General features: G+C 46.0%; 16 protein-coding genes and 5 tRNA genes. All 21 read left to right on the forward strand.

Annotated elements, in window-relative coordinates:
- Nucleotides 1–2: 2 nt before the first annotated feature.
- The 21 genes from ribB (at nt 3) to rpoB (ending at nt 19979) form a co-directional block, all read left to right on the forward strand.
- A complete protein-coding gene (gene ribB / locus HW988_RS03840) occupies nt 3–1133 on the forward strand; it encodes a 3,4-dihydroxy-2-butanone-4-phosphate synthase (RefSeq protein ID WP_181606306.1) in 1131 nt (376 codons plus the stop codon).
- Entirely contained in the window at nt 1133–1702 is a 570-nt protein-coding gene (gene ribH / locus HW988_RS03845) for a 6,7-dimethyl-8-ribityllumazine synthase (protein ID WP_181606307.1), read from the forward strand. The genes ribB and ribH overlap by 1 nt, the downstream gene beginning before the upstream one ends.
- A gap of 32 nt (nt 1703–1734) precedes the next feature.
- Nucleotides 1735–3930: an ATP-binding protein gene (locus tag HW988_RS03850; protein WP_181606308.1), complete on the forward strand. Its 2196-nt coding sequence runs from the start codon at nt 1735–1737 to the stop codon at nt 3928–3930.
- A gap of 14 nt (nt 3931–3944) precedes the next feature.
- The gene (locus HW988_RS03855) at nt 3945–5321 is read left to right on the forward strand and encodes a sigma-54 dependent transcriptional regulator (RefSeq protein ID WP_142699114.1); all 1377 of its coding nucleotides are present in this window, start codon (nt 3945–3947) and stop codon (nt 5319–5321) included.
- 10 nt (nt 5322–5331) lie between these two features.
- Entirely contained in the window at nt 5332–6831 is a 1500-nt protein-coding gene (proS, locus tag HW988_RS03860; RefSeq protein ID WP_181606309.1) for a proline--tRNA ligase, read from the forward strand.
- Nucleotides 6832–7228: 397 nt separating this feature from the next.
- The gene (locus HW988_RS03865) at nt 7229–7993 is read left to right on the forward strand and encodes a L,D-transpeptidase (protein WP_220128793.1); all 765 of its coding nucleotides are present in this window, start codon (nt 7229–7231) and stop codon (nt 7991–7993) included.
- 44 nt (nt 7994–8037) lie between these two features.
- Nucleotides 8038–8745: an orotidine-5'-phosphate decarboxylase gene (gene pyrF / locus HW988_RS03870; RefSeq protein WP_181606310.1), complete on the forward strand. Its 708-nt coding sequence runs from the start codon at nt 8038–8040 to the stop codon at nt 8743–8745.
- A gap of 1 nt (nt 8746) precedes the next feature.
- On the forward strand, nt 8747–9658 hold the full coding sequence (locus tag HW988_RS03875; RefSeq protein WP_181606311.1) for an RNA methyltransferase: 912 nt from the start codon (nt 8747–8749) through the stop codon (nt 9656–9658).
- Between the two features lie 57 nt (nt 9659–9715).
- Nucleotides 9716–9791: transfer RNA gene (locus HW988_RS03880), tRNA-Thr, on the forward strand.
- A gap of 30 nt (nt 9792–9821) precedes the next feature.
- Nucleotides 9822–9907 (forward strand) — tRNA-Tyr (locus HW988_RS03885).
- A 45-nt stretch (nt 9908–9952) separates the two neighbouring features.
- Nucleotides 9953–10029, forward strand: a tRNA-Gly gene (locus HW988_RS03890).
- A gap of 10 nt (nt 10030–10039) precedes the next feature.
- Nucleotides 10040–10114 (forward strand) — tRNA-Thr (locus HW988_RS03895).
- Between the two features lie 74 nt (nt 10115–10188).
- Nucleotides 10189–11379, forward strand: coding sequence for an elongation factor Tu (tuf, locus tag HW988_RS03900; protein WP_142699119.1), 1191 nt, complete (start codon nt 10189–10191; stop codon nt 11377–11379).
- Nucleotides 11380–11641: 262 nt separating this feature from the next.
- Nucleotides 11642–11717, forward strand: a tRNA-Trp gene (locus HW988_RS03905).
- 36 nt (nt 11718–11753) lie between these two features.
- Nucleotides 11754–12131: a preprotein translocase subunit SecE gene (secE, locus tag HW988_RS03910; protein ID WP_142699120.1), complete on the forward strand. Its 378-nt coding sequence runs from the start codon at nt 11754–11756 to the stop codon at nt 12129–12131.
- A gap of 10 nt (nt 12132–12141) precedes the next feature.
- Nucleotides 12142–12675 (forward strand): transcription termination/antitermination protein NusG, encoded by a 534-nt coding sequence (gene nusG / locus HW988_RS03915; protein ID WP_142699121.1) that lies wholly within the window; start codon nt 12142–12144, stop codon nt 12673–12675.
- Nucleotides 12676–12736: 61 nt separating this feature from the next.
- Nucleotides 12737–13159 carry a 50S ribosomal protein L11 gene (gene rplK, locus HW988_RS03920; protein ID WP_088615317.1) on the forward strand — a complete coding sequence of 141 codons (423 nt, stop codon included), beginning with the start codon at nt 12737–12739 and terminating at the stop codon, nt 13157–13159.
- A 9-nt stretch (nt 13160–13168) separates the two neighbouring features.
- The gene (gene rplA / locus HW988_RS03925; protein ID WP_142699122.1) at nt 13169–13876 is read left to right on the forward strand and encodes a 50S ribosomal protein L1; all 708 of its coding nucleotides are present in this window, start codon (nt 13169–13171) and stop codon (nt 13874–13876) included.
- A 195-nt stretch (nt 13877–14071) separates the two neighbouring features.
- Nucleotides 14072–14602: a 50S ribosomal protein L10 gene (gene rplJ / locus HW988_RS03930; protein ID WP_255490195.1), complete on the forward strand. Its 531-nt coding sequence runs from the start codon at nt 14072–14074 to the stop codon at nt 14600–14602.
- Nucleotides 14603–14684: 82 nt separating this feature from the next.
- A complete protein-coding gene (gene rplL / locus HW988_RS03935) occupies nt 14685–15050 on the forward strand; it encodes a 50S ribosomal protein L7/L12 (RefSeq protein WP_181606313.1) in 366 nt (121 codons plus the stop codon).
- Between the two features lie 729 nt (nt 15051–15779).
- Entirely contained in the window at nt 15780–19979 is a 4200-nt protein-coding gene (rpoB, locus tag HW988_RS03940) for a DNA-directed RNA polymerase subunit beta (protein ID WP_181606314.1), read from the forward strand.
- Nucleotides 19980–19993: the final 14 nt, after the last annotated feature.

Here is a 19993-nt window from a genome sequence, read left to right on the forward strand (position 1 = left end):
CGATGGCATTCAATACAATCCCAGAAATTCTTGATGATGTAAGAGCGGGTAAAGTCGTTATTCTGGTGGACGACGAGGACCGTGAAAACGAAGGTGATCTTATTCTTGCGACAGATCACGTGAATGCCCAAGCGATCAACTTTATGATCTCTGAAGCACGTGGTTTGGTTTGCCTGTGCATGACTCCTCAACAAATGGATCGTCTGCAACTGCCATTGATGGTTCGTGACGAGTACAACTATGCTCCGAACAAAACAGCCTTCACAGTTTCCATCGAAGCCGCTGAAGGAATCTCTACAGGTATTTCCGCTGCGGATCGTGCTCACACTTGCAAAGTGGCAGCTAATCCTCACGCAAAACCTTCTGACGTTCATATGCCCGGTCATATCTTCCCCATCCGTGCCCAACACGGTGGTGTACTAAAACGTGCAGGACATACAGAGGCTTCTGTGGATCTGGCTCGTTTGGCAGGATTGAATCCAGCAGCGGTCATTTGCGAAGTGATGAATCCAGATGGATCCATGGCGCGCGTTCCAGATTTGAAAGAATTCGCGAAAAAACACGGCATCAAAATTGGTACGATCGTGGATCTGATCGCTTACCGCTTGGCGAATGAAACTTTGGTTGAAGAATTGGCGAACATTCCTTTGCCAGCTTCTTTCGGCGAGGGCTACAAAGCCCGCGTGTTCCGTTCCACAGTGGATGGACTTGAACACTTGGTTATTCAAAAAGGTGAAATCAAAAAAGACGAAGCTGCATTGATCCGTGTTCACGTGGACAACTTCACTCGTGATTTCATGGCCGTTGTGCAAAGAGGCGCATCGTCAGTTGTCGAAAGTCTAAAAATGATTGAAGATGCTGGTCATGGTGCTTTCGTTCTTCTGCGTGGGAACAACCGGACTCAAGGTTTGACTCAAGAACTTCAGGCTTTGATGGGTATGGAAGATCTGCGTCCATCCACTCCGTTGATGGATGAGCGTGACTACGGTATCGGCGCGCAAATTTTGCGCGAGATCGGTGCGAACAAAATTCGTCTGATCACTAACAAACCGGAAAAGAAAGTCGGTTTGAAAGCATTTGATTTGGAAATCGTTGAAATTGTGGCAATTGAAAATTTAAAAGGGGCTCACTAATGGCAAGCATCAAAGTTGGCGTTGTAACTGCACGCTGGAATTCTGAAATCACTCAAAAACTTGAAGAGGGAGCAATCTCTTACCTTGAGTCTTGTGAGGGAGTTGAAATTTACGCGGCCTTGGTTCCGGGCGCAGTTGAAGTACCTCTAGCTTGCCAGGCTTTTTTGGATGCGGGTTGCGACGGTGTGGTTGCATTGGGGGCTGTTATCCGTGGGGAAACTTCTCACTATGATTATGTCTGCAACTCAGTAACTGACGGTATCACTCGCTTGATGCTGGATTATAAAAAACCAATCGGTTTCGGTATTTTGACAACTGAAAACGAAGAGCAAGCCATTGCTCGCACAGGCAGCACTGAGCACATGAACAAGGGTGAAGAAGCTGCTCAAGTTGTCATGGAAATGATCGGTTTGGTGGGTGAAATCCCAGCGACGATGAAAACTGCTAAAATGTTGGCAGCTCAACCAGCTCCAAAAGCTGCAGCAAAGGCAAAAGCTCCAAAGGCAGCGAAAGCAGCAAAGAAAGCTCCGGCTAAAGCAAAAAAAGCCGCGAAAAAAGCTAAAAAGTAATTTAGCATTATAAGCCTAACGAAGGGTGCTGGGTGTCTGACCGAGATGAGTTTCTACCACATGGTCCGCAGGAGTTAAAAAAGAGAAGACGAGAGATCTTAATCGTTCTGGTCGTCTCTTTGATGTTCGTTCTGTTGACCTGGTTTGAAATCAGATTGTTCGCGACCAGCCAGCAACTTCCATTCGTTCACAGTATCTTCTTCTTTGGTCTCGTAAACTTTAACATCGTTCTGTTGTTGTTATTGTTGTTCATGATCTTCCGAAACATCGTGAAGGTCTTCGTCGAGCGCCAAGGTAAAATCTTCGGTAGCAGTCTTAAAGCAAAACTTGTCGCCGCGTTCGTCGCGTTCAGCTTTATCCCGACTGTTCTGATGTTTATCATCTCCGTATTTTATATTAACTCGAGCTTTGATAAGTGGTTTAGCGCCAAAATGGCGGGAGTTCTAAAAAGCTCCATCGAAGTCACTAATGCCTACTATTTCAATGCTAAGAAAAAGAACTACCACTTTGCTCATCAGATTGCAGATTCCGTCCGGCCGTTAAGTAATTCGAACGACATCAAACGCAAAGTCGAGCAACTTCGCAAAGAATTCAGTTTGGATGCGGTGGAATATTATCCGTCACTTTTCGGTAAGCGAGTTGTCGTTTCTGCTGAAGATGACACCGTTCCTACGGTGCCTGCGGTCTCCCTAGAATTCCTGCAAAAAGGTATTAAGGTCCAAGCCGAAGCCTCCATCATCCATCAATTCGGGGATGGAAATCTGGTGCGCGTGATTGTCCCGGTCAAAGAGGGCGCTGACAAAGGTGCCATCGTTGTTTCCAGCTTTTTACCGCTGTCACTCGTCAGTAAAATGGATGATATCTCGACGGCCTATGATGAGTTCCGGGATATCAATCCGCTCGAATATCCGTTGAAATCTATTTACCTGATCATCCTGGTGTTGATGACCTTTGTGATCTTGCTGGCGGCGACCTGGTTTGGGTTCTATTTGGCCCGACAGCTCTCGATTCCGATTGTGCAATTGGGGCGTGCGACTCGCAGGATTGCGGGAGGAGATTACACTCCACTGGAAATCAAATCCGGTTCCGAGGAAATCACCGACCTGATTTCAAGTTTCAACCAAATGACGGTGACTTTGGAAAACACTCTGGAAGAGCTCGATCAGCATGCGCGCTATACGGATACGGTTCTTCGTAATGTGAATACGGGCGTGATCTCTGTCGATCAGGCCGGGCGCGTTTCCACCATCAATCGTCACGCCGCTCAACTTTTGAAAATCGATCCGGAACGCTACATCGGTAAATCTGTGCGTGAGCTTTTAACATTAGAGTATTTCCGTACTTTCGCAGACCTGCTGAAAACAATGCAGGATCATAAAATCGAAAGTATCCAAAAAGAATTCCGCTTGAACGTTCAGGGGGAGGCTGTGCCTCTGTTAATGAGTCTTTCCATCCTTAAAGATGAAAAAGGCGAAGCCGTGGGTAAGGTCCTGGTGTTCGACGACATGACTCCGATCGTGAATGCGCAACGTTCTGCCGCTTGGACAGAAGTGGCCCGTCGTATTGCCCATGAGATTAAAAATCCTCTGACACCCATTAAGCTTTCCGCGGAACGCCTGCAAAGAAAGTTTGGTGCTTCGATTACGGATCCGGCATTCAGTGAATGTACGACCATGATCGTAAAACAAGTGGATGGTTTAAAAAATCTGGTGAACGAGTTCAGTAACTTTGCTCGTCTTCCGCAGGCTCGTCCCGTGGTTGCGAATTTCAACAGCGTAGTTGAGGAATCCCTGGGGCTTTATCGCCAGGCTCATCCAAATGTCAGTTTTGATTTTAAACCTGATACAGAGTTGCCGGAATTCAAATTCGACCCCGATCAATTCCGCCGTGTCCTGGTGAATCTTGTGGATAACGCTGTGGCTGCTGTGGCTAAAGAACCACAACCCGCCGTCCAAATAGCCACACTTTATTCAAAAGACATCAAAACCATGCGAATGACAGTGGCTGACAATGGAGACGGGGTGTCAGCAGAGCAAAGAAACCGCATTTTTGAACCGTACTACTCTACAAAAGAGGGCGGAACTGGTTTAGGCTTACCTATCGTAAAAAGAATCATCGAAGACCATAATGGATTCATTCGTGCGACAGCCAATGATCCAAAAGGTTTAAAACTGGTGATCGAGATCCCTGTAAACGAAGTGGGCGCTTGGAAGCCCTCTGAAGAATAGAAAGAAGGTCCGTGATGACGGCTCTATCGACTAAAATTCTGATTATTGACGACGAAGCGCCAATTCGTGATGTGCTTTCAGCCTCTTTAAAGGATGAAGGCTATCAAGTATTTCTCGCACACGACGGGGAGTCGGGTCTGCAAGCGATCAAAGACGTTCAGCCAGACGTTGTCTTCCAAGACATCTGGATGCCGGGTAAATTCGATGGTATCGAGGTGTTGACTCGTGCTCGCAAAGAATTCCCGAATGTTGAGTTCGTGATGATCTCTGGTCACGGAACAATCGAAACAGCGGTTAAGGCAACTAAGCTGGGCGCATGGGATTTCATCGAAAAGCCGCTTTCAATGGATAAAATCCTTATCGTGATTTCAAACATCCTAAGCTTCCAGCAAGCAAAAGAAGAGAAATCACTTCTATTGAACAAGCTTCGTAAATCCATCGCTCTTGTGGGCGAAGCACCTTCGATCGTAGCAACCAAGCAAGTGATTGCCCGCGTGGCTCCGACGAACTCCTGGGTTTTGATCCAAGGGGAAGCGGGCACAGGTAAAGAGCTTGTCGCACAAAACATCCACTACCTTAGCGCTCGCGCGAGCCGTCCGTTTGTTGAAATCAACTGCGGTGGTATTCCTGAAGATCTTTTGGAATCAGAAATCTTCGGTATTGAAAAAGGCGCAATGCCAGGGGTGGATCGCGCGAAAAAAGGTAAATTGGACCTCGCTCAAGGTGGAACTTTGTACATCGCTGAAATCAGCGAAATGAATAAAGACGCCCAAGCGAAACTTTTGACTTATCTTGATGACAAAAAATACCGCCGTGTCGGTGGGTCGGAAACTATTGAAAATGATGTGCGCGTGATCGCGGCGTCTTCTAAAGACCTGGATAAAGAAGTTAAAGAAGGCCGCTTCCGCGAAGATCTTTACTATCGTCTGAACGTGATTCCCTTCCGTGTACCGGCTCTTCGCGAGCATCCGGAAGACATCCCGGTTCTGGTTTCTTTCTTCTCTGATAACGTCGCTCGCGAAAGCGGTTTCCCTAAAAAAGCCATCAGTGAACAAGCTATGAACAAGATGCTTTCTCACCAATGGACGGGGAACGTACGCGAACTTAAAAACTTTATCGAACGCGTATACATCCTGACTCCCGGGGAATTCGTCGACGTTCATGACTTGCGTTTTGCAGGTTTGATCGACAAAGACGATGAAAAAGGTTTTGAGATGCAAGACCTGTCTACGTTCCGCGATGCCCGCGCGCAGTTCGAAAAGGAATACCTTCTTCGCAAGATCAACGAAAACGGCGGCAATATTTCGAAAACCGCTGAAGTGATCGGCCTTGAAAGAAGTTACTTGCACAGAAAAATTAAAGCCTACGGAATTGATACAAAAGACATTTAAGGAATAGCACATGTCAGATACAGCAATTAAACCAACACGTTCTGAAAACTACCCAGAGTGGTACCAACAAGTCATCACGGCAGCTGATATGGCTGAAAATTCTCCGGTTCGTGGTTGCATGGTTATCAAACCTTGGGGCTACGCTGTATGGGAAAACATGCAAGCCGTTCTAGATCGCATGTTCAAAGATACGGGCCACGTGAACGCCTACTTCCCATTGCTAATTCCATTAAGCTTTTTGGAAAAAGAAGCAGAACACGTGGAAGGCTTTGCTAAAGAGTGCGCCGTCGTGACTCATCACCGTTTGAAAGGTGATGGCAATGGCAAGCTGGTTCCAGATGGTGAACTTGAAGAGCCACTAATCATTCGTCCAACGTCTGAAACGATCATCGGCCATCAATTCGCAAAATGGGTTAAGTCTTACCGTGACCTTCCTGTTTTGATTAACCAATGGTGCAACGTGATGAGATGGGAAATGCGTACGCGTATGTTCCTAAGAACAGCTGAGTTCTTGTGGCAAGAAGGCCATACGGTTCACGCGACGGCAAAGGAAGCTCAAGACGAAACTTTGCAAATGTTGGGCGTCTATGCTGACTTCGCTGAAAATTATATGGCGATGCCAGTGATCAAAGGGATGAAAACTTCTGACGAGCGTTTCCCAGGTGCGGTTGATACGTATACTATCGAAGCTCTTATGCAGGATAAAAAAGCTCTTCAGGCAGGCACGTCTCATTTCTTGGGTCAAAACTTTGCCAAAGCTTCTGGTATCAAATACCTAAGTGCTGAGGGTAAAGAAGAAACAGCCTGGACAACGTCCTGGGGCGTTTCAACTCGCCTTATCGGTGGATTGATCATGACTCACTCTGATGACAACGGTTTTGTGGTTCCACCAAGAATCGCTCCGCTGCACGTGGTGATCGTACCTATCTATCGTAACGACGCTGAAAAAGCACAGGTTCTTGAATACGTAAACAGCTTGGCTAAAGAAGTGAAATCTCAAAGCTTCAACGGTGGCTCTGTGCGTGTGAAAGTCGACGACCGCGATATCCGTGGTGGCGATAAAGCATGGCAATACATCAAACAAGGTGTTCCAGTGCGTGTAGAAGTAGGTCCTCGTGACATGGCGAAAGGCGAAGTATTCGTCGGCCGTCGTGACAAAGGCCCGAAAGAAAAAGCCGGCCAGGCCCGCGATGCCTTCGTTCAAGGCATCAGTGCTTTGTTGCAAGAAATCCAGGACGGCTTGTTCGAAAGAGCCAAAGCTTTCCGTGACAGCAACATCAAAAAAATCACAGACCTGAAAGAATTCGAAGCGCACTTCAAGGGTGAAGAAAACTCCGCCCCAGGATTCGCGTTGGTTCCATGGTGTGAAGAAGGTATCGGCCACGAATTGCTAGCTCAATTAAAAGTAACTCCGCGTTGCGCCCCCTTGAAGCAAGAGCCAATCAGCGGAAACTGTATCTTCTCGGGTAAGCCAGCAACCAAGTGGGTCTTGTTCGCAAAGTCTTATTAGGGAACGTCGGCAAATCGGATTTCTCCGCGTTGCCGGGGTTGAGGGCTCCTGCCCTCAACCCTACGGGCTGACGACAAAAATAGCATCCTGCTATTTTTGTCGTCGCTGTACAGGTAGTACAGCTTCCTCCTGGCGCCTTGATAAATCCAATTTTCCAACGTTCGGTTTTGCGACGTTGGGATGGGCTCGGGGAGTGGATTCGAGGTTGGTTGGGTGGAATATTGAATTCCCTCGGAAACGTAAAGCCCTAGGTCCGAAAAAGTTGATTTCAAATTATTTATGAATTTGGCGAACGGAGGGAATTTCTCTCCGTTTTTTTATTGTCTTTGACCGACCGGAAGTCAGCGCAGATTCTTAATTCTAGGGATCTATGAGTGTCAATAACAGGAGGGTTTGTATGAAAGCCTTAATCATTACCTTGTTGTTGCTCGTTTCAGTATTTTCCTTAACTTCCTTCGCCGATAAAGAATTTTCTCTCACGACATCGCCGGCAACCGACACGCTGAATGCACCACCTGATAACGAAGTTCTGCCGACAAATGAATCTTTAGATGACTTGATGACAACGGATGAGCTCGCTAATGAAGTTGGCGCCCCTCGCACTGAAATGCGTGCCGCTGTGATTAATCCTGAAATCATCGCCGCTCAAGACGGTATCGACGTCTATCGTGAATACGCCATTGTCCTAAGAATTAACAAAGCTCCAATCGGTCCCACTGCGCAGCAAATGCAGGTGATGGAAAATGGAATGCCGACAGCAACTTATCTGGTTTCTACCGGCCGTGAACAATACGAAAAAGCCAAAAGCGGTCGCTGGTATTGGACCACAACTCCCGTCGGCACTTTTTCGCCCTATAAATTAGTGCGCGACCACTATTCCTATACCTGGAAAGCCCATATGGAATACGCGATGTTCTTTAATGGGGGAGTCGCAGTCCATGCCACCACTCCCGATCACTACAAAGAACTGGGCAGGCGTGCTTCCGGAGGATGTGTTCGTGTCCACAAAGACAACGCCATTATCCTGTGGAATAAAGTTTCGGCGCAGCCGCAAAAGCTTGTGCCTTTATTCAATGAGAATGGCCGGGTGGCTCGTGACGTGAATGGCAATCCTATTCGTGTCATGGGGTGGAACACGCTCATTATCGTCGAAAACAAATGACCTGATTGCCAGTTTATGAGAGGGTGGAGCGCAGGAGTTATTCCATGAATAAAAACCTGCGCGCTCACCCCATGAGAAATCCCCTAATCCTCGCTCTTGATGTCGATACCAGAGATCAAGCATTGAAAATCGCCGATCAAATCGGGGATGTTGTCGGGGGCATCAAGCTCGGCCCACGTCTTTGTCTTCGTTACGGCATGGAGTTTGTGCAGGAGATGTCGCAAAGAGCTCCTATCTTTCTCGATAATAAACACTTCGATATTCCCTCCACGATGGAAGCCGCCGTGCGCGCAAGCTTCGATGCTGGTGCCTCGCTAGTCACAGTTCACGCCCTTAGTGGAGCAGAAGCCCTGCAAAGAATGGCCAAGGTAGAGGCGGAGCTAAGTAAAATCCGTCCGTTTCGCATTCTCGCTGTGACCATTTTAACTTCCTGGGATCAAAACTCATTGCCGCCGGTAATGAATCCTCAGCCGATCGCTCAGCATGTGACTGAATTGGCGAGTTTAGTTCAAAAATCAGGACTCTCCGGGGTCGTTTGCTCGCCCCACGAGCTAGACCTTTTACAAAATCAGGGTCTCTATCTTGTCACGCCGGGAATTCGCTTTAGTATGAACGACTCTGGCGACCAAAAGCGAATCATGGGCCCCAAGGAAGCACTTGAAAAGGGCGCTTCCGCATTGGTGGTAGGGCGTCCAATATTAGAAGCAAAAGATATTAAAGAAGCTGCAAATCAGTTTGTGATGGCGATGTAGTATGAAGAAAAATAATTTCCGTTCCGGTTCTAAAAACAACTCTCAAAGATCCTCTCAGGGTTCATCTCGCCCGCCAGGATCTCGTCCTCAACAAAGCGGTGGTCGCTCTCAAGGTGGTCGTCCTCAGCAGGGATCTCGCTCTGAAAATTCCATTCCTAGAGAGTGGAGAATCGTTGTCGGTAATCACGCGATCAAAGAAGCTCTCTATATGCGCCCTAAAAAAGTTAAAGGCATGTGGTTGAAAAATGGCTGGGAATCTTCTGCAGATTTGCGTGATCTGGAAGAAATGGCTCGTAAGCACCACATCACTCCAGAAATTCGCCAAGAAGCTGTCATCGATAAATTTGGATCCTCTCACCAGGGTGCGGCACTTTTTGTTGAAGGTGCGCCGGGTATGGACCTAGACCATCTGGGGAATCTTGAAACATCTATCGTTTTGATGTTGGACGGTATCGAAGACCCCCATAATTTGGGTGCGATTCTACGAACTTCCTGGTTAACCAATGTAAAAGGTGTATTAATTCCAGAGGATCGCGCGGTGGGTCTAACTCCGACCGTTCATAAAGTAGCTTGCGGTGGCGTTGAACACGTTGCCGTTGAATCCACGACGAACTTTAGTAAGTACGCGGAAACACTAAAAGAAAAAGGCTATTGGATTTATGGCCTAAGTCCTCGCGGAAAAAAATCTATATTTGAGCTCGATTTGCCAGAAAAAGTAATTTGGGCAATTGGGGCGGAAGATAAAGGTTTGAGAGTGACAACAGAACGTCTATGTGATGAATTGGTTTTCATTCCGCAAACGAGTGCATCAGCCTCTTATAATGCGTCTGTCGCGACAGCAATGGCTCTGACAGAAACACTAAGGCAGCACGCGCAGCGCGGAAAGTCTAAAAAATCGCAGTCTGACAGATAATTATCTTTGACGAATGTAGATTTTTTCCACTATAACTCTTTCGGTTATCTCAGTGATGCTGGTTTAGCTCAATTGGTAGAGCAGCTGATTTGTAATCAGCAGGTTGCGGGTTCGAGTCCCATAACCAGCTCCAAATTTCTCTGAGTAAGTATTTAAAAAAAATGGGTAGGTGCCCGAGTGGCTAAAGGGGACGGACTGTAAATCCGTTAGCTTGCGCTTACGAAGGTTCGAATCCTTCCCTGCCCACCATTTTTTTAAATATTTTCTCGGTGAAATTAGGGTTTCTGTTAATGGGCGGGAATAGCTCAATTGGCTAGAGTATCTGCCTTCCAAGCAGAGGGTTGCGGGTTCGAGACCCGTTTCCCGCTCCAAATTTCAGACGCCCATGTAGCTCAGTGGTAGAGCACACCCTTGGTAAGGGTGAGGTCGTCGGTTCGGCTCCGATCATGGGCTCCACTTAGTTTTACACTTGAATTTAAAAAATTTGGCTTTAAGTTAGATAAAAATAAAAAATCTCTGCAGGAGGACTAATGTCTAAAGAGAAATTCACCCGTACGAAACCGCATGTTAACATCGGTACAATCGGTCACGTCGACCATGGTAAAACAACTTTGACTGCTGCTATCACTACTACTCTTGCAGCGGCTGGTAAAGCTCAAGCGATGTCTTACGATCAAATCGATAAGTCTCCAGAAGAGCGCGAGCGTGGTATCACTATCTCCACTACTCACGTTGAGTACGAAACTGAAAACCGCCACTACGCGCACGTTGACTGCCCAGGACATGCTGACTACGTAAAAAACATGATCACTGGTGCTGCTCAAATGGACGGCGCGATCCTAGTAGTTTCTTCTGCTGACGGTCCTATGCCACAAACTCGTGAACACATCCTTTTGGGTCGCCAAGTTGGTATCCCAGCAATGGTTGTTTTCATGAACAAAGTTGACATGGTTGACGATAAAGAGCTTCTTGAGCTTGTTGAGCTTGAAATCCGCGAACTTCTTTCTAAGTACGAATACCCAGGCGATGATATCCCTGTAGTAAAAGGTTCTGCTTTGAAAGCTTTGGAAGGTGACCAATCTGAAATCGGTCGTCCATCTATCATGAAATTGATGGAAGCTTGCGATGCTTACATTCCACAACCAGCTCGTGCTACTGACAAAACTTTCTTGATGCCAGTAGAGGACGTGTTCTCTATCTCTGGTCGTGGTACAGTTGTTACTGGCCGTGTTGAGCGTGGTATCGTTAAAGTTGGTGACGAGATCGAAATCATCGGTATCCGTCCAACTCAAAAAACTACAGTTACTGGTATCGAAATGTTCCGTAAACTTCTTGATGAAGGTCAAGCAGGGGACAACTGTGGTGTTCTTCTTCGTGGTACTAAAAAAGAAGACGTTGAACGTGGTCAAGTTTTGGCTAAACCAGGTTCAGTTAAACCTCACAAAAAATTCAAAGCAGAAGCGTACATCCTTACTAAAGAAGAAGGCGGACGTCATACTCCATTCTTCAACGGTTACCGTCCACAGTTCTACTTCCGTACAACTGACGTAACTGGTGTTTGTACTTTGAAAGCTGGCACTGAAATGGTTATGCCAGGTGACCGCGTTGAATTGTCTGTTGAATTGATCGCTCCGATCGCAATGGAAAAAGAATTGCGTTTCGCGATCCGCGAAGGTGGCCGTACAGTTGGCGCCGGCGTTGTTATCGACATCCTTGAGTAGGATTAACGCAGCATAGGCTGAAATAAAAATCACCCGGGGGACTCCTTGACAAAAGGGTCCCCCTCGGTGTTTTGTAGCACTCCAGCTCCACTGGAGTAGTTTTGGCAAAAAAGTCTCATCGAAGTCTCCTTACGATGTAAAACAAGGGAGATTATTAATGAGAATTGATTGAATACGAGGCGCAAGGAGGAGGCCCTACTGATCAGTAGGTCGACGACGAAGCAACGAAGTAGGCAATCGATTATCATTAATAAGATCGTGCAGGGGTGTAGCTCCAGCGGTAGAGCGAACGACTCCAAATCGTTAGGTCGTGGGTTCGAATCCCTCCGCCCCTGCCAATTTCTACACAAATATTTCAACAGGAATGAGGTATCGTGGAAAAAACTAATTCTAAGATCATGACTCTTAGTTTTGCAATTGCGGGTGCTTTGGTTGGATTGACCGTGCACTTCCTTATCAAAGCATTCTCGGGTGCTTTCGGTGTCGTTGCAAAATTGGCTGACAACGACTTGTTCAAACACGGTCTTCCGGTTGCAACAGGTATCGTTTTGTTTGCAGCACTTCAGTTCAACCCACGCGTACTGGCTTGGGGCGAAGAAGTAGTTTCTGAAATCCGTAAGGTTGTATGGCCTTCTCGCAAAGATACGACAGCAATGACTATCGTTTGCGTAGTAATGGTTCTTATCTCAAGCGTGATCATCAGCTCATTCGATTTGATTTCAGGCTTCTTTATCAACTTCCTAATGAAGTAAGGATCGGACCATGGACAAAAAGTGGTACATCGTAAACGTTCAGACAAGTTGTGAAAATACGGCTAAAAAAGCCATCGAGGAAAAGATCAAAACCTCCAAGATGGAAGAGATGTTTGGCGAAATCCTGATCCCAGCTGAAAACGTTGTGGAGCTTGTAAAAGGCCAAAAACAAACGAAATCGCGTAAATTTTTCCCGGGTTATATCTTCGTTCAAATGTTTTTGAATGATGAGACTTGGCATTTGGTGAGAAATGCGTCAAAAGTAACAGGCTTTGTGGGTGGCACTAAAACTCGTCCCCCAGAAGTACCTGAAGCAGAGGTTTTCCGCGTAACTCAGCAAATGGCTGGCGTTGCAGAAAAACCTAAAATGAAGGTTAAGTTCTCTGTAGGTGAAAATGTGACTGTTGTTGACGGTCCGTTTGCTAACTTCCAAGGAACAGTAGAAGAGATCAACGAGGACAAAGCGAAGCTTAAAGTTCTTGTGAGCATCTTCGGTAGACCAACTCCAGTTGAGTTGGACTACATTCAAGTAGATAAAGCTTAAATCTGAGGCCCGCATGGGGCGGACTTCGGACTTTTAAATACACCTCTTGCAGGAGTGGGTCATGGCAAAAAAAGTTACAGGAATGATCAAGCTGCAAATACCGGCAGGGAAAGCTAATCCAGCTCCTCCCGTTGGACCGGCACTTGGACAGCACGGGGTAAACATCATGGAATTCTGTAAGCAGTTCAACGCGCGTACGCAAGCGTTGGGTGATAGCATCATCCCTATCATCATCACTGTTTATCAGGACAGATCGTTTACTTTCATCACAAAAACACCACCGGTGTCTTCTTTGATTAAAAAGGCGTTGAAATTGGAATCTGGTTCCAAAATGCCTCAAAAAGACAAAGTTGGTAAAATCAATAACGATCAAATCAAGCAAATCGCTACAACGAAATTGCCTGACTTGAACTGCTTGAAAGTTGAATCAGCAATGGCACAAGTCGCTGGTACAGCTAAGAGCATGGGCATCGACATCGCGTAGGAGTGAACAATGGCAGGTAAAAAGTTCGCAGCAGCCTCTAAGAAGGTTGATTCTGCAAAAAAATACACTGTTGATGAAGCATTCAAACTAGTTGTTGAGTCCGCTCCAGCTAAATTTGATGAATCTATCGACGTAGCATTGCGTTTGGGTATCGACCCTAAGCAATCTGATCAACAAGTTCGTGGCGCAATCGCATTGCCTCACGGTTTGGGTAAAGAAGTAAAAGTAGTTGTTTTCGCAAAAGGTCCTAAAGAGACTGAAGCGAAAAACGCTGGCGCAGACTTTGTCGGCGCTGACGACCTTGTGGCTAAAATCCAAGGTGGCTGGTTGGACTTCGATAAATGTATCGCGACTCCAGACATGATGGCGACTGTTTCTAAAGTTGCTAAAATTCTAGGGCCTCGTGGTTTGATGCCGAATCCAAAAATCGGTACTGTAACTATGAACGTTGGCGAAGCCGTAACTGCCGAGAAAAAAGGTAAGTTGGATTTCCGCGTTGATAAAGCAGGTATCGTACATGCTGGTATCGGTAAGAAATCTATGGGCGATGCTAAACTTCGTGATAACTTCATGGTCCTTTTGGCCGCTCTAGTTAAAGCGAAACCAGCATCTTCTAAAGGTATCTACCTTCGCTCTATCTCCGTAGCATCTACTATGGGTCCAGGCGTGAAGATCGAGCCAAATGCGGCAGCAGCTGCAACTGGCGCTCTAGCGTAGTTAATGAACTCCGGTTTCGGCCGGAGTTTTTTGCGTTTTAGAGAATTTGTTTTTTAAATTTTAAAGCGATCAGAGACAGTAGGTTTTCGTTTGTGAATGTAATCCCATGAATGTGTGGGGCCTACCGAGATAAGACCCTGATTCGCACACACCCCTTCGCAAGAAGGGAAAAGTCTAATGAAAGGAGGCTCACTTATGATCACTCGCGCAGATAAAGAGCAAGAGATTAAGGTTATTACTGATAAATTCGGTAAAGCTAAAGGAGCTTTCATCGTCGACTTCAAAGGCATCAAGGTTGAGCAAGTAACTAACTTGCGTAAAAAATTGAATGCTGCTGATTCAGAGATGAAAGTTGTCCGTAATACTCTAGCAAAAAGAGCGTTCAAAGATCACCCAGCTATTGAAAAAGCATTTACTAGTTCAATGAAGGGTACTAACGCCATCGTATTCTCATACGGTGAAGTGAACGCAACTGCTAAAACATTGGCTGATTTCGCTAAGGACGTAGAAGTTCTTCAAATCAAGTCTGGTGTAATGGATGGCGAAGCTTTGGACGACGCAAAGATTAAATTCTTGGCGACTCTTCCAGGTAAAGACCAACTCCGCGCTATGTTCCTTGGTACGCTATTGGCTTCAGGCTCTGCACTTGCACGTTGCTTGAACGCTTACGCCGAGAAACTTGGTGGTGGTGCTACTGCTGGTACTGAAGAAGCTCCACAAGCGTAATGCTTGCGCACCGATGATTCGGTGTTAATGGTGCAGAATATTTGAATTTTTAAATAATTTTTTTAAATCCCTGGAGGATTAAATGTCTCTAACTAACGATCAACTTGTTGACGCATTGTCTGCGAAAACAGTTCTTGAAATCGCTGAACTTGTAAAAATGCTTGAAGAAAAATGGGGCGTTTCTGCTGCTGCTCCTGTAGCTGCTGCAGGTCCTGCTGCTGCTGCTGTTGAAGAAAAAACTGCATTCGACGTAATCTTGGTTGATGCTGGCGCGAACAAAATCAACGTAATCAAAGAAGTACGTGGTTTGACTGGTTTGGGTCTTGCTGAAGCTAAAGCACTAGTTGAAGCTGGTGGCAAAGCAGTTAAAGAAGGCGCGACTAAAGAAGACGCTGAAAAAATCAAAAAAGCTCTTGAAGCTGCAGGCGCGAAAGTTACTGTTAAGTAGTCTTTCAAACCTTTTGGTTTTGAAAATGCCGAAAGCCTCGTGGAAACACGGGGCTTTTTGCTTTTTAGGACCTTGTTTTTCTCGACGACCGCCATGCCTTTCGAAAATCCGTGATCTGCCTCGACTATTTTCGACCCGCGCTTCCTGCGCTTGCCCGGCTTGGGTACCGCATCCTGCGGGCCGGGAGGTCGAAAATATCCGAGGCAGCTCCCGAATTTTCGAAAGTCATGACTGACGCGCTAAATCATGATGTCTAAAAACAACAAACCCCGCGTTTCTAAGATCTCCAAATCGGAGAATCACGTTCAATAAAATAAAAATCGAAGGAAAAACTACTTCGCGTATCCGAGAAAAATCGGTTCTGTGGTGGTTTCGGTTATTTAATTTCTTACAAAACTTCTTTTTTGACCTCGAAACAGCGTTTTGGGGAGGGGGAAGGGTTGCATATTTTGAGGCCTCCGCCCCCGCACGACGCGGTACCAAGGGGCGGTGAGGGCCGGAAGCCCGTGCCCAAAATATGCAACCCTTCCCCCTCCCCAAAATGCGGCCTTCCGCAGCCCAAATCACACGGAGTTTTGTAAGAAGGTAAAGAACCGAAAGTACTTATAATTCCTTGCTTTTCCGAAAACCCGGAAGTAGTTTGGTTCCTTGCGTTTTGATTTTATTTAATGTGGTTCTTGATTCTTCCGCCCGAAGTGAAGTTTCGATTTTCTTATCACGGAGAGTACATTGGAAAAAACTCCAGTTACGGCTTCTAACATTCGAGTTAGAAAGTCTTTCGCGAAAAATAAGCAAGTCATTGATATTCCCAACTTGATTGAATTGCAGAAGTCTTCTTACGAAGCTTTCATTCAAAAAGATATGGATCCAGATCGCCGTGGCGAAGCTGGTCTCAATGGCGTTTTCAAATCTGTTTTCCCAATCACAGATTTCAACAACACTGCAAGCCTAGAGTTCGTATCTTACACTCTTGAGCCAGCAAAATACGACGTAGATGAGTGTCGTCAGCGCGGAATGACTTTCGCTGCTCCGATCAAAGTTACTCTTCGTCTCATCGTGTTTGATGTTGATGAAGAAACAGAAGCACGTTCTATCCGTGACGTAAAAGAACAAGAAGTTTATTTGGGCGAAATCCCATTGATGACTGCAAACGGTTCTTTCATCATCAATGGTACTGAGCGCGTTGTTGTATCTCAGTTGCATCGTTCTCCGGGCGTGTTCTTCGATCACGACGGTGGTAAAAACAATGCTTCTGGTAAATTGATCTACTCTGCACGCGTGATCCCATACCGTGGTTCTTGGTTGGATGCTGAATTTGACCAAAAAGATTTGATCCACGTTCGTATCGATCGTCGTCGTAAATTCCCAGTTACAATCTTGTTGAAAGCATTGGGTTACAACGCTGAACAACTTCTTGAATACTTCTACGACCTTGACGAAGTTTACGTTAAAGGTGGCAAGTTGTTCCGTAAGTTGGATATCGAAAGAATGTCAGGCCAAAGAGCATTGACTGATATCCTTGATCCAAAAGGTGGCGAGGCACTAGTTAAAGCTGGTCGTCGTATCACTCGTGCGATCGTTAAGAAAATCAAAGATCTTAATATCACTGAACTTGAAGTTGAGCCAAAAGACCTTGATGGTAAAGTTTTGGCGAAACCTCTTATCGATGAATCCACTGGTGAGATCATCGCGGATGCGAACGCGGAATTAAATTCTGCCATCATCAAACGCGCTATCGAATCTGGCATCGAAAGCTTCTACATGATCTTCTTCGACGGTTTGACTGTTGGACCTTACCTTCGCAACACATTGTTGGTTGATAAAGTTTCTAACAAAGACGAATCATTGGTTGAGATCTACAAACGCCTTCGTCCTGGTGAGCCTCCAACTTTGGAAGCTGCTACGACATTCTTCGGTCGTTTGTTCTTTGATCCAGAGACTTATGATCTTTCTGAAGTTGGTCGTATCAAGATCAACCACAGATTCGGTATCTCTATGGAAGAGTGCCCACCGTCTCACAGAACACTGACTCACAAAGATATCTTGAGCACTATCAAAACGCTTATCGATCTGAAAAATGGTCGCGGTGTTATCGACGATATCGATCACTTGGGTAACCGTCGTGTTCGTTCCGTAGGTGAGTTGCTTGAAAACCAATACCGTATCGGTTTGGTTCGTATGGAGCGCGCTATCCGTGAACGTATGTCTCTACAAGACGTAGAAACAATGATGCCTCACGATCTAGTGAACGCTAAACCAGTAAACGCAGTTGTTAAAGAATTCTTCGGTTCTTCTCAATTGTCACAATTCATGGACCAAACAAATCCATTGTCCGAGATCACGCACAAACGTCGTTTGTCAGCTCTTGGACCTGGTGGTTTGACTCGTGACCGTGCCGGTTTCGAAGTACGTGACGTACATCCAACGCATTACGGTCGTATCTGTCCAATCGAAACTCCAGAGGGTCCAAACATCGGTTTGATCGCCTCTTTGGCAACTTACGCTCGTATCAACAACTACGGTTTCATCGAGACTCCGTACCGTAAAGTTGAACAAGGCGCAGTTTCTAAAGACATCAACTACTTGTCTGCATTGGAAGAAGCGGGTCACTACATCGCTCCTGCAGCTCGTGATGAAGCTGGTAACAAATCAATCCAAACTGCTACGACAATTACTCGTCGTGACGGTGAGTACGAAATCGTTGATAAAGATAAAGTTGCCTTGATGGACGTTTCTCCATCTCAGCTGGTATCTATCGCGGCTTCTTTGATTCCGTTCCTAGAGCATGACGATGCCAACCGTGCCCTGATGGGTTCGAACATGCAACGTCAAGCGGTTCCATTGTTGCGTTCTCGCGCACCACTAGTTGGTACAGGCGTTGAACGTTTGGTTGCTCGTGACTCTGGTACATCTGTCGTTGTTCAAAATGATGGTATCGTTGAAGAAGTAGATGCTTCTCGTATCGTTATCCGTCGTTTTGCTAAAGGCGGAGAACTTGGTGCGAACGTAGATATCTACAATCTAACTAAGTACCAACGTACAAATCAAAATACATGCTTCAATCAAAAACCAATCGTAACTGTTGGTGACAAGGTTTCTAAAGGCGACATCGTTGCCGATGGTCCTTCCACTGAGCTTGGCGAGTTGGCTCTAGGTCAAAACATCCTAGTAGCGTTCACTCCTTGGCAAGGTTACAACTTCGAGGACTCCATCCTTATTTCTGAACGCTTGTTGAAAGACGACGTTTACACATCTATCCACATCGAAGAGTTCGAGTGCGTAGCGCGTGACACGAAATTGGGTAAGGAAGAGATCACTCGCGATATCGCAAACGTTGGTGAAGAAGCACTTAAAGACCTAGACAGCTCTGGTATCATCCGCATCGGTGCGGAAGTTCGCCCTGGTTTCATCTTGGTTGGTAAAGTTACTCCTAAAGGTGAAACTCAACTTTCTCCTGAAGAAAAACTTTTGAGAGCGATCTTCGGTGAAAAAGCTGGTGATGTACGTGATACATCCCTTCGCGCACCATCTGGCGTTTACGGTACTGTTATCGACGCACAAGTTTACTCTCGTGAAGGCGCAGACCGCGATGAGCGTTTGTCTTCAATCATCGAAGAGAAAAAACGCAAGCTTGAAAAAGACTTGGCTGTTGAACAGAACGTTATCAAAAATAACTCCATCACGAAACTTCGCGATATCTTGGTAGGCAAAATCACTACTGGCGTATTGTTGAATGAAGATGGTTCACAAAAACTTTTGAACAAAGGTCAATCGATCACGATCGCGGATATCGAAACAATTCCATTCGAATTGTTGAACTATATCCCTCTTGAGCAAGATCTTGAGTTCCAAGTTAACAAAATCATCGACAACGCTCGTAACCAACTTGACGCAGTTAAATTGGTATTCAACGAGAAGATCGATCGCCTTCGTAAAGGTGACGAGCTTCCTCCAGGCGTTATCAAAATGGTTAAAGTTTACGTTGCGATTAAACGTAAAATGCAAGTCGGCGATAAATTTGCCGGCCGTCACGGAAATAAAGGTGTCGTTTCTAAAGTGTTGCCTGTTGAAGACATGCCATACCTTGCAGACGGTTCTCCGGTTGACATGGTTCTGAATCCACTGGGCGTACCTTCACGTATGAACATTGGTCAGGTCCTTGAGGTTCACTTGGGTTGGGCAGCGCACAACTTGGGTAAACAAATCGGTGCCCACCTTGATAAGTGGAATGCAGAAAACGCACGTAAAGAAATGAAAGATATCTTCAATGATTCTGATATCAGCACAAAACTTGATGGTGCTGACGAAGCTTCTTTGAAATCAATGGTAACTCGTATGAAGAACGGTATCCACGTTGGAACACCGGTATTCGACGGTGCTCGTGAGTCAGACGTTAAGAACTTGCTTGCGAAAGCAGAAGTTCCACTTTCTGGTAAGTCCATCCTATTCGATGGTCGTACTGGTGAGCCGTTCACGAACCCAGTTACTGTGGGTATCATGTACATGCTTAAACTTCACCATCTGGTTGAAGAGAAGATCCATGCTCGTTCTATCGGACCTTATTCTCTCGTTTCGCAACAACCTTTGGGCGGTAAAGCTCAATTCGGTGGTCAGCGTCTAGGGGAGATGGAAGTTTGGGCGATCGAAGCATACGGTGCCGCTTACTCTCTACAAGAGTTCCTAACTGTTAAGTCAGATGACGTAGCAGGTAGAACACGTATGTACGAAAGTATCGTTAAGGGTGAAAACATCCTTGAGCCGGGTCTTCCTGAATCGTTCAACGTTCTAGTGAAAGAGCTTCAGTCTCTTGCATTGAATGTTGAGTTGATGGAGTCCGACATCCTTCGTGATCAAGATGAAGATCTTGATGGCGGTGGCGATGTTATTGAAGCAACTGTTGTGGCTCCTACTGAGCCAGAGCAGCACTAATTAATACTTTAACA

This window comes from Bdellovibrio sp. KM01, assembly GCF_013752535.1.
Classification (GTDB): Bacteria; Bdellovibrionota; Bdellovibrionia; order Bdellovibrionales; family Bdellovibrionaceae; genus Bdellovibrio.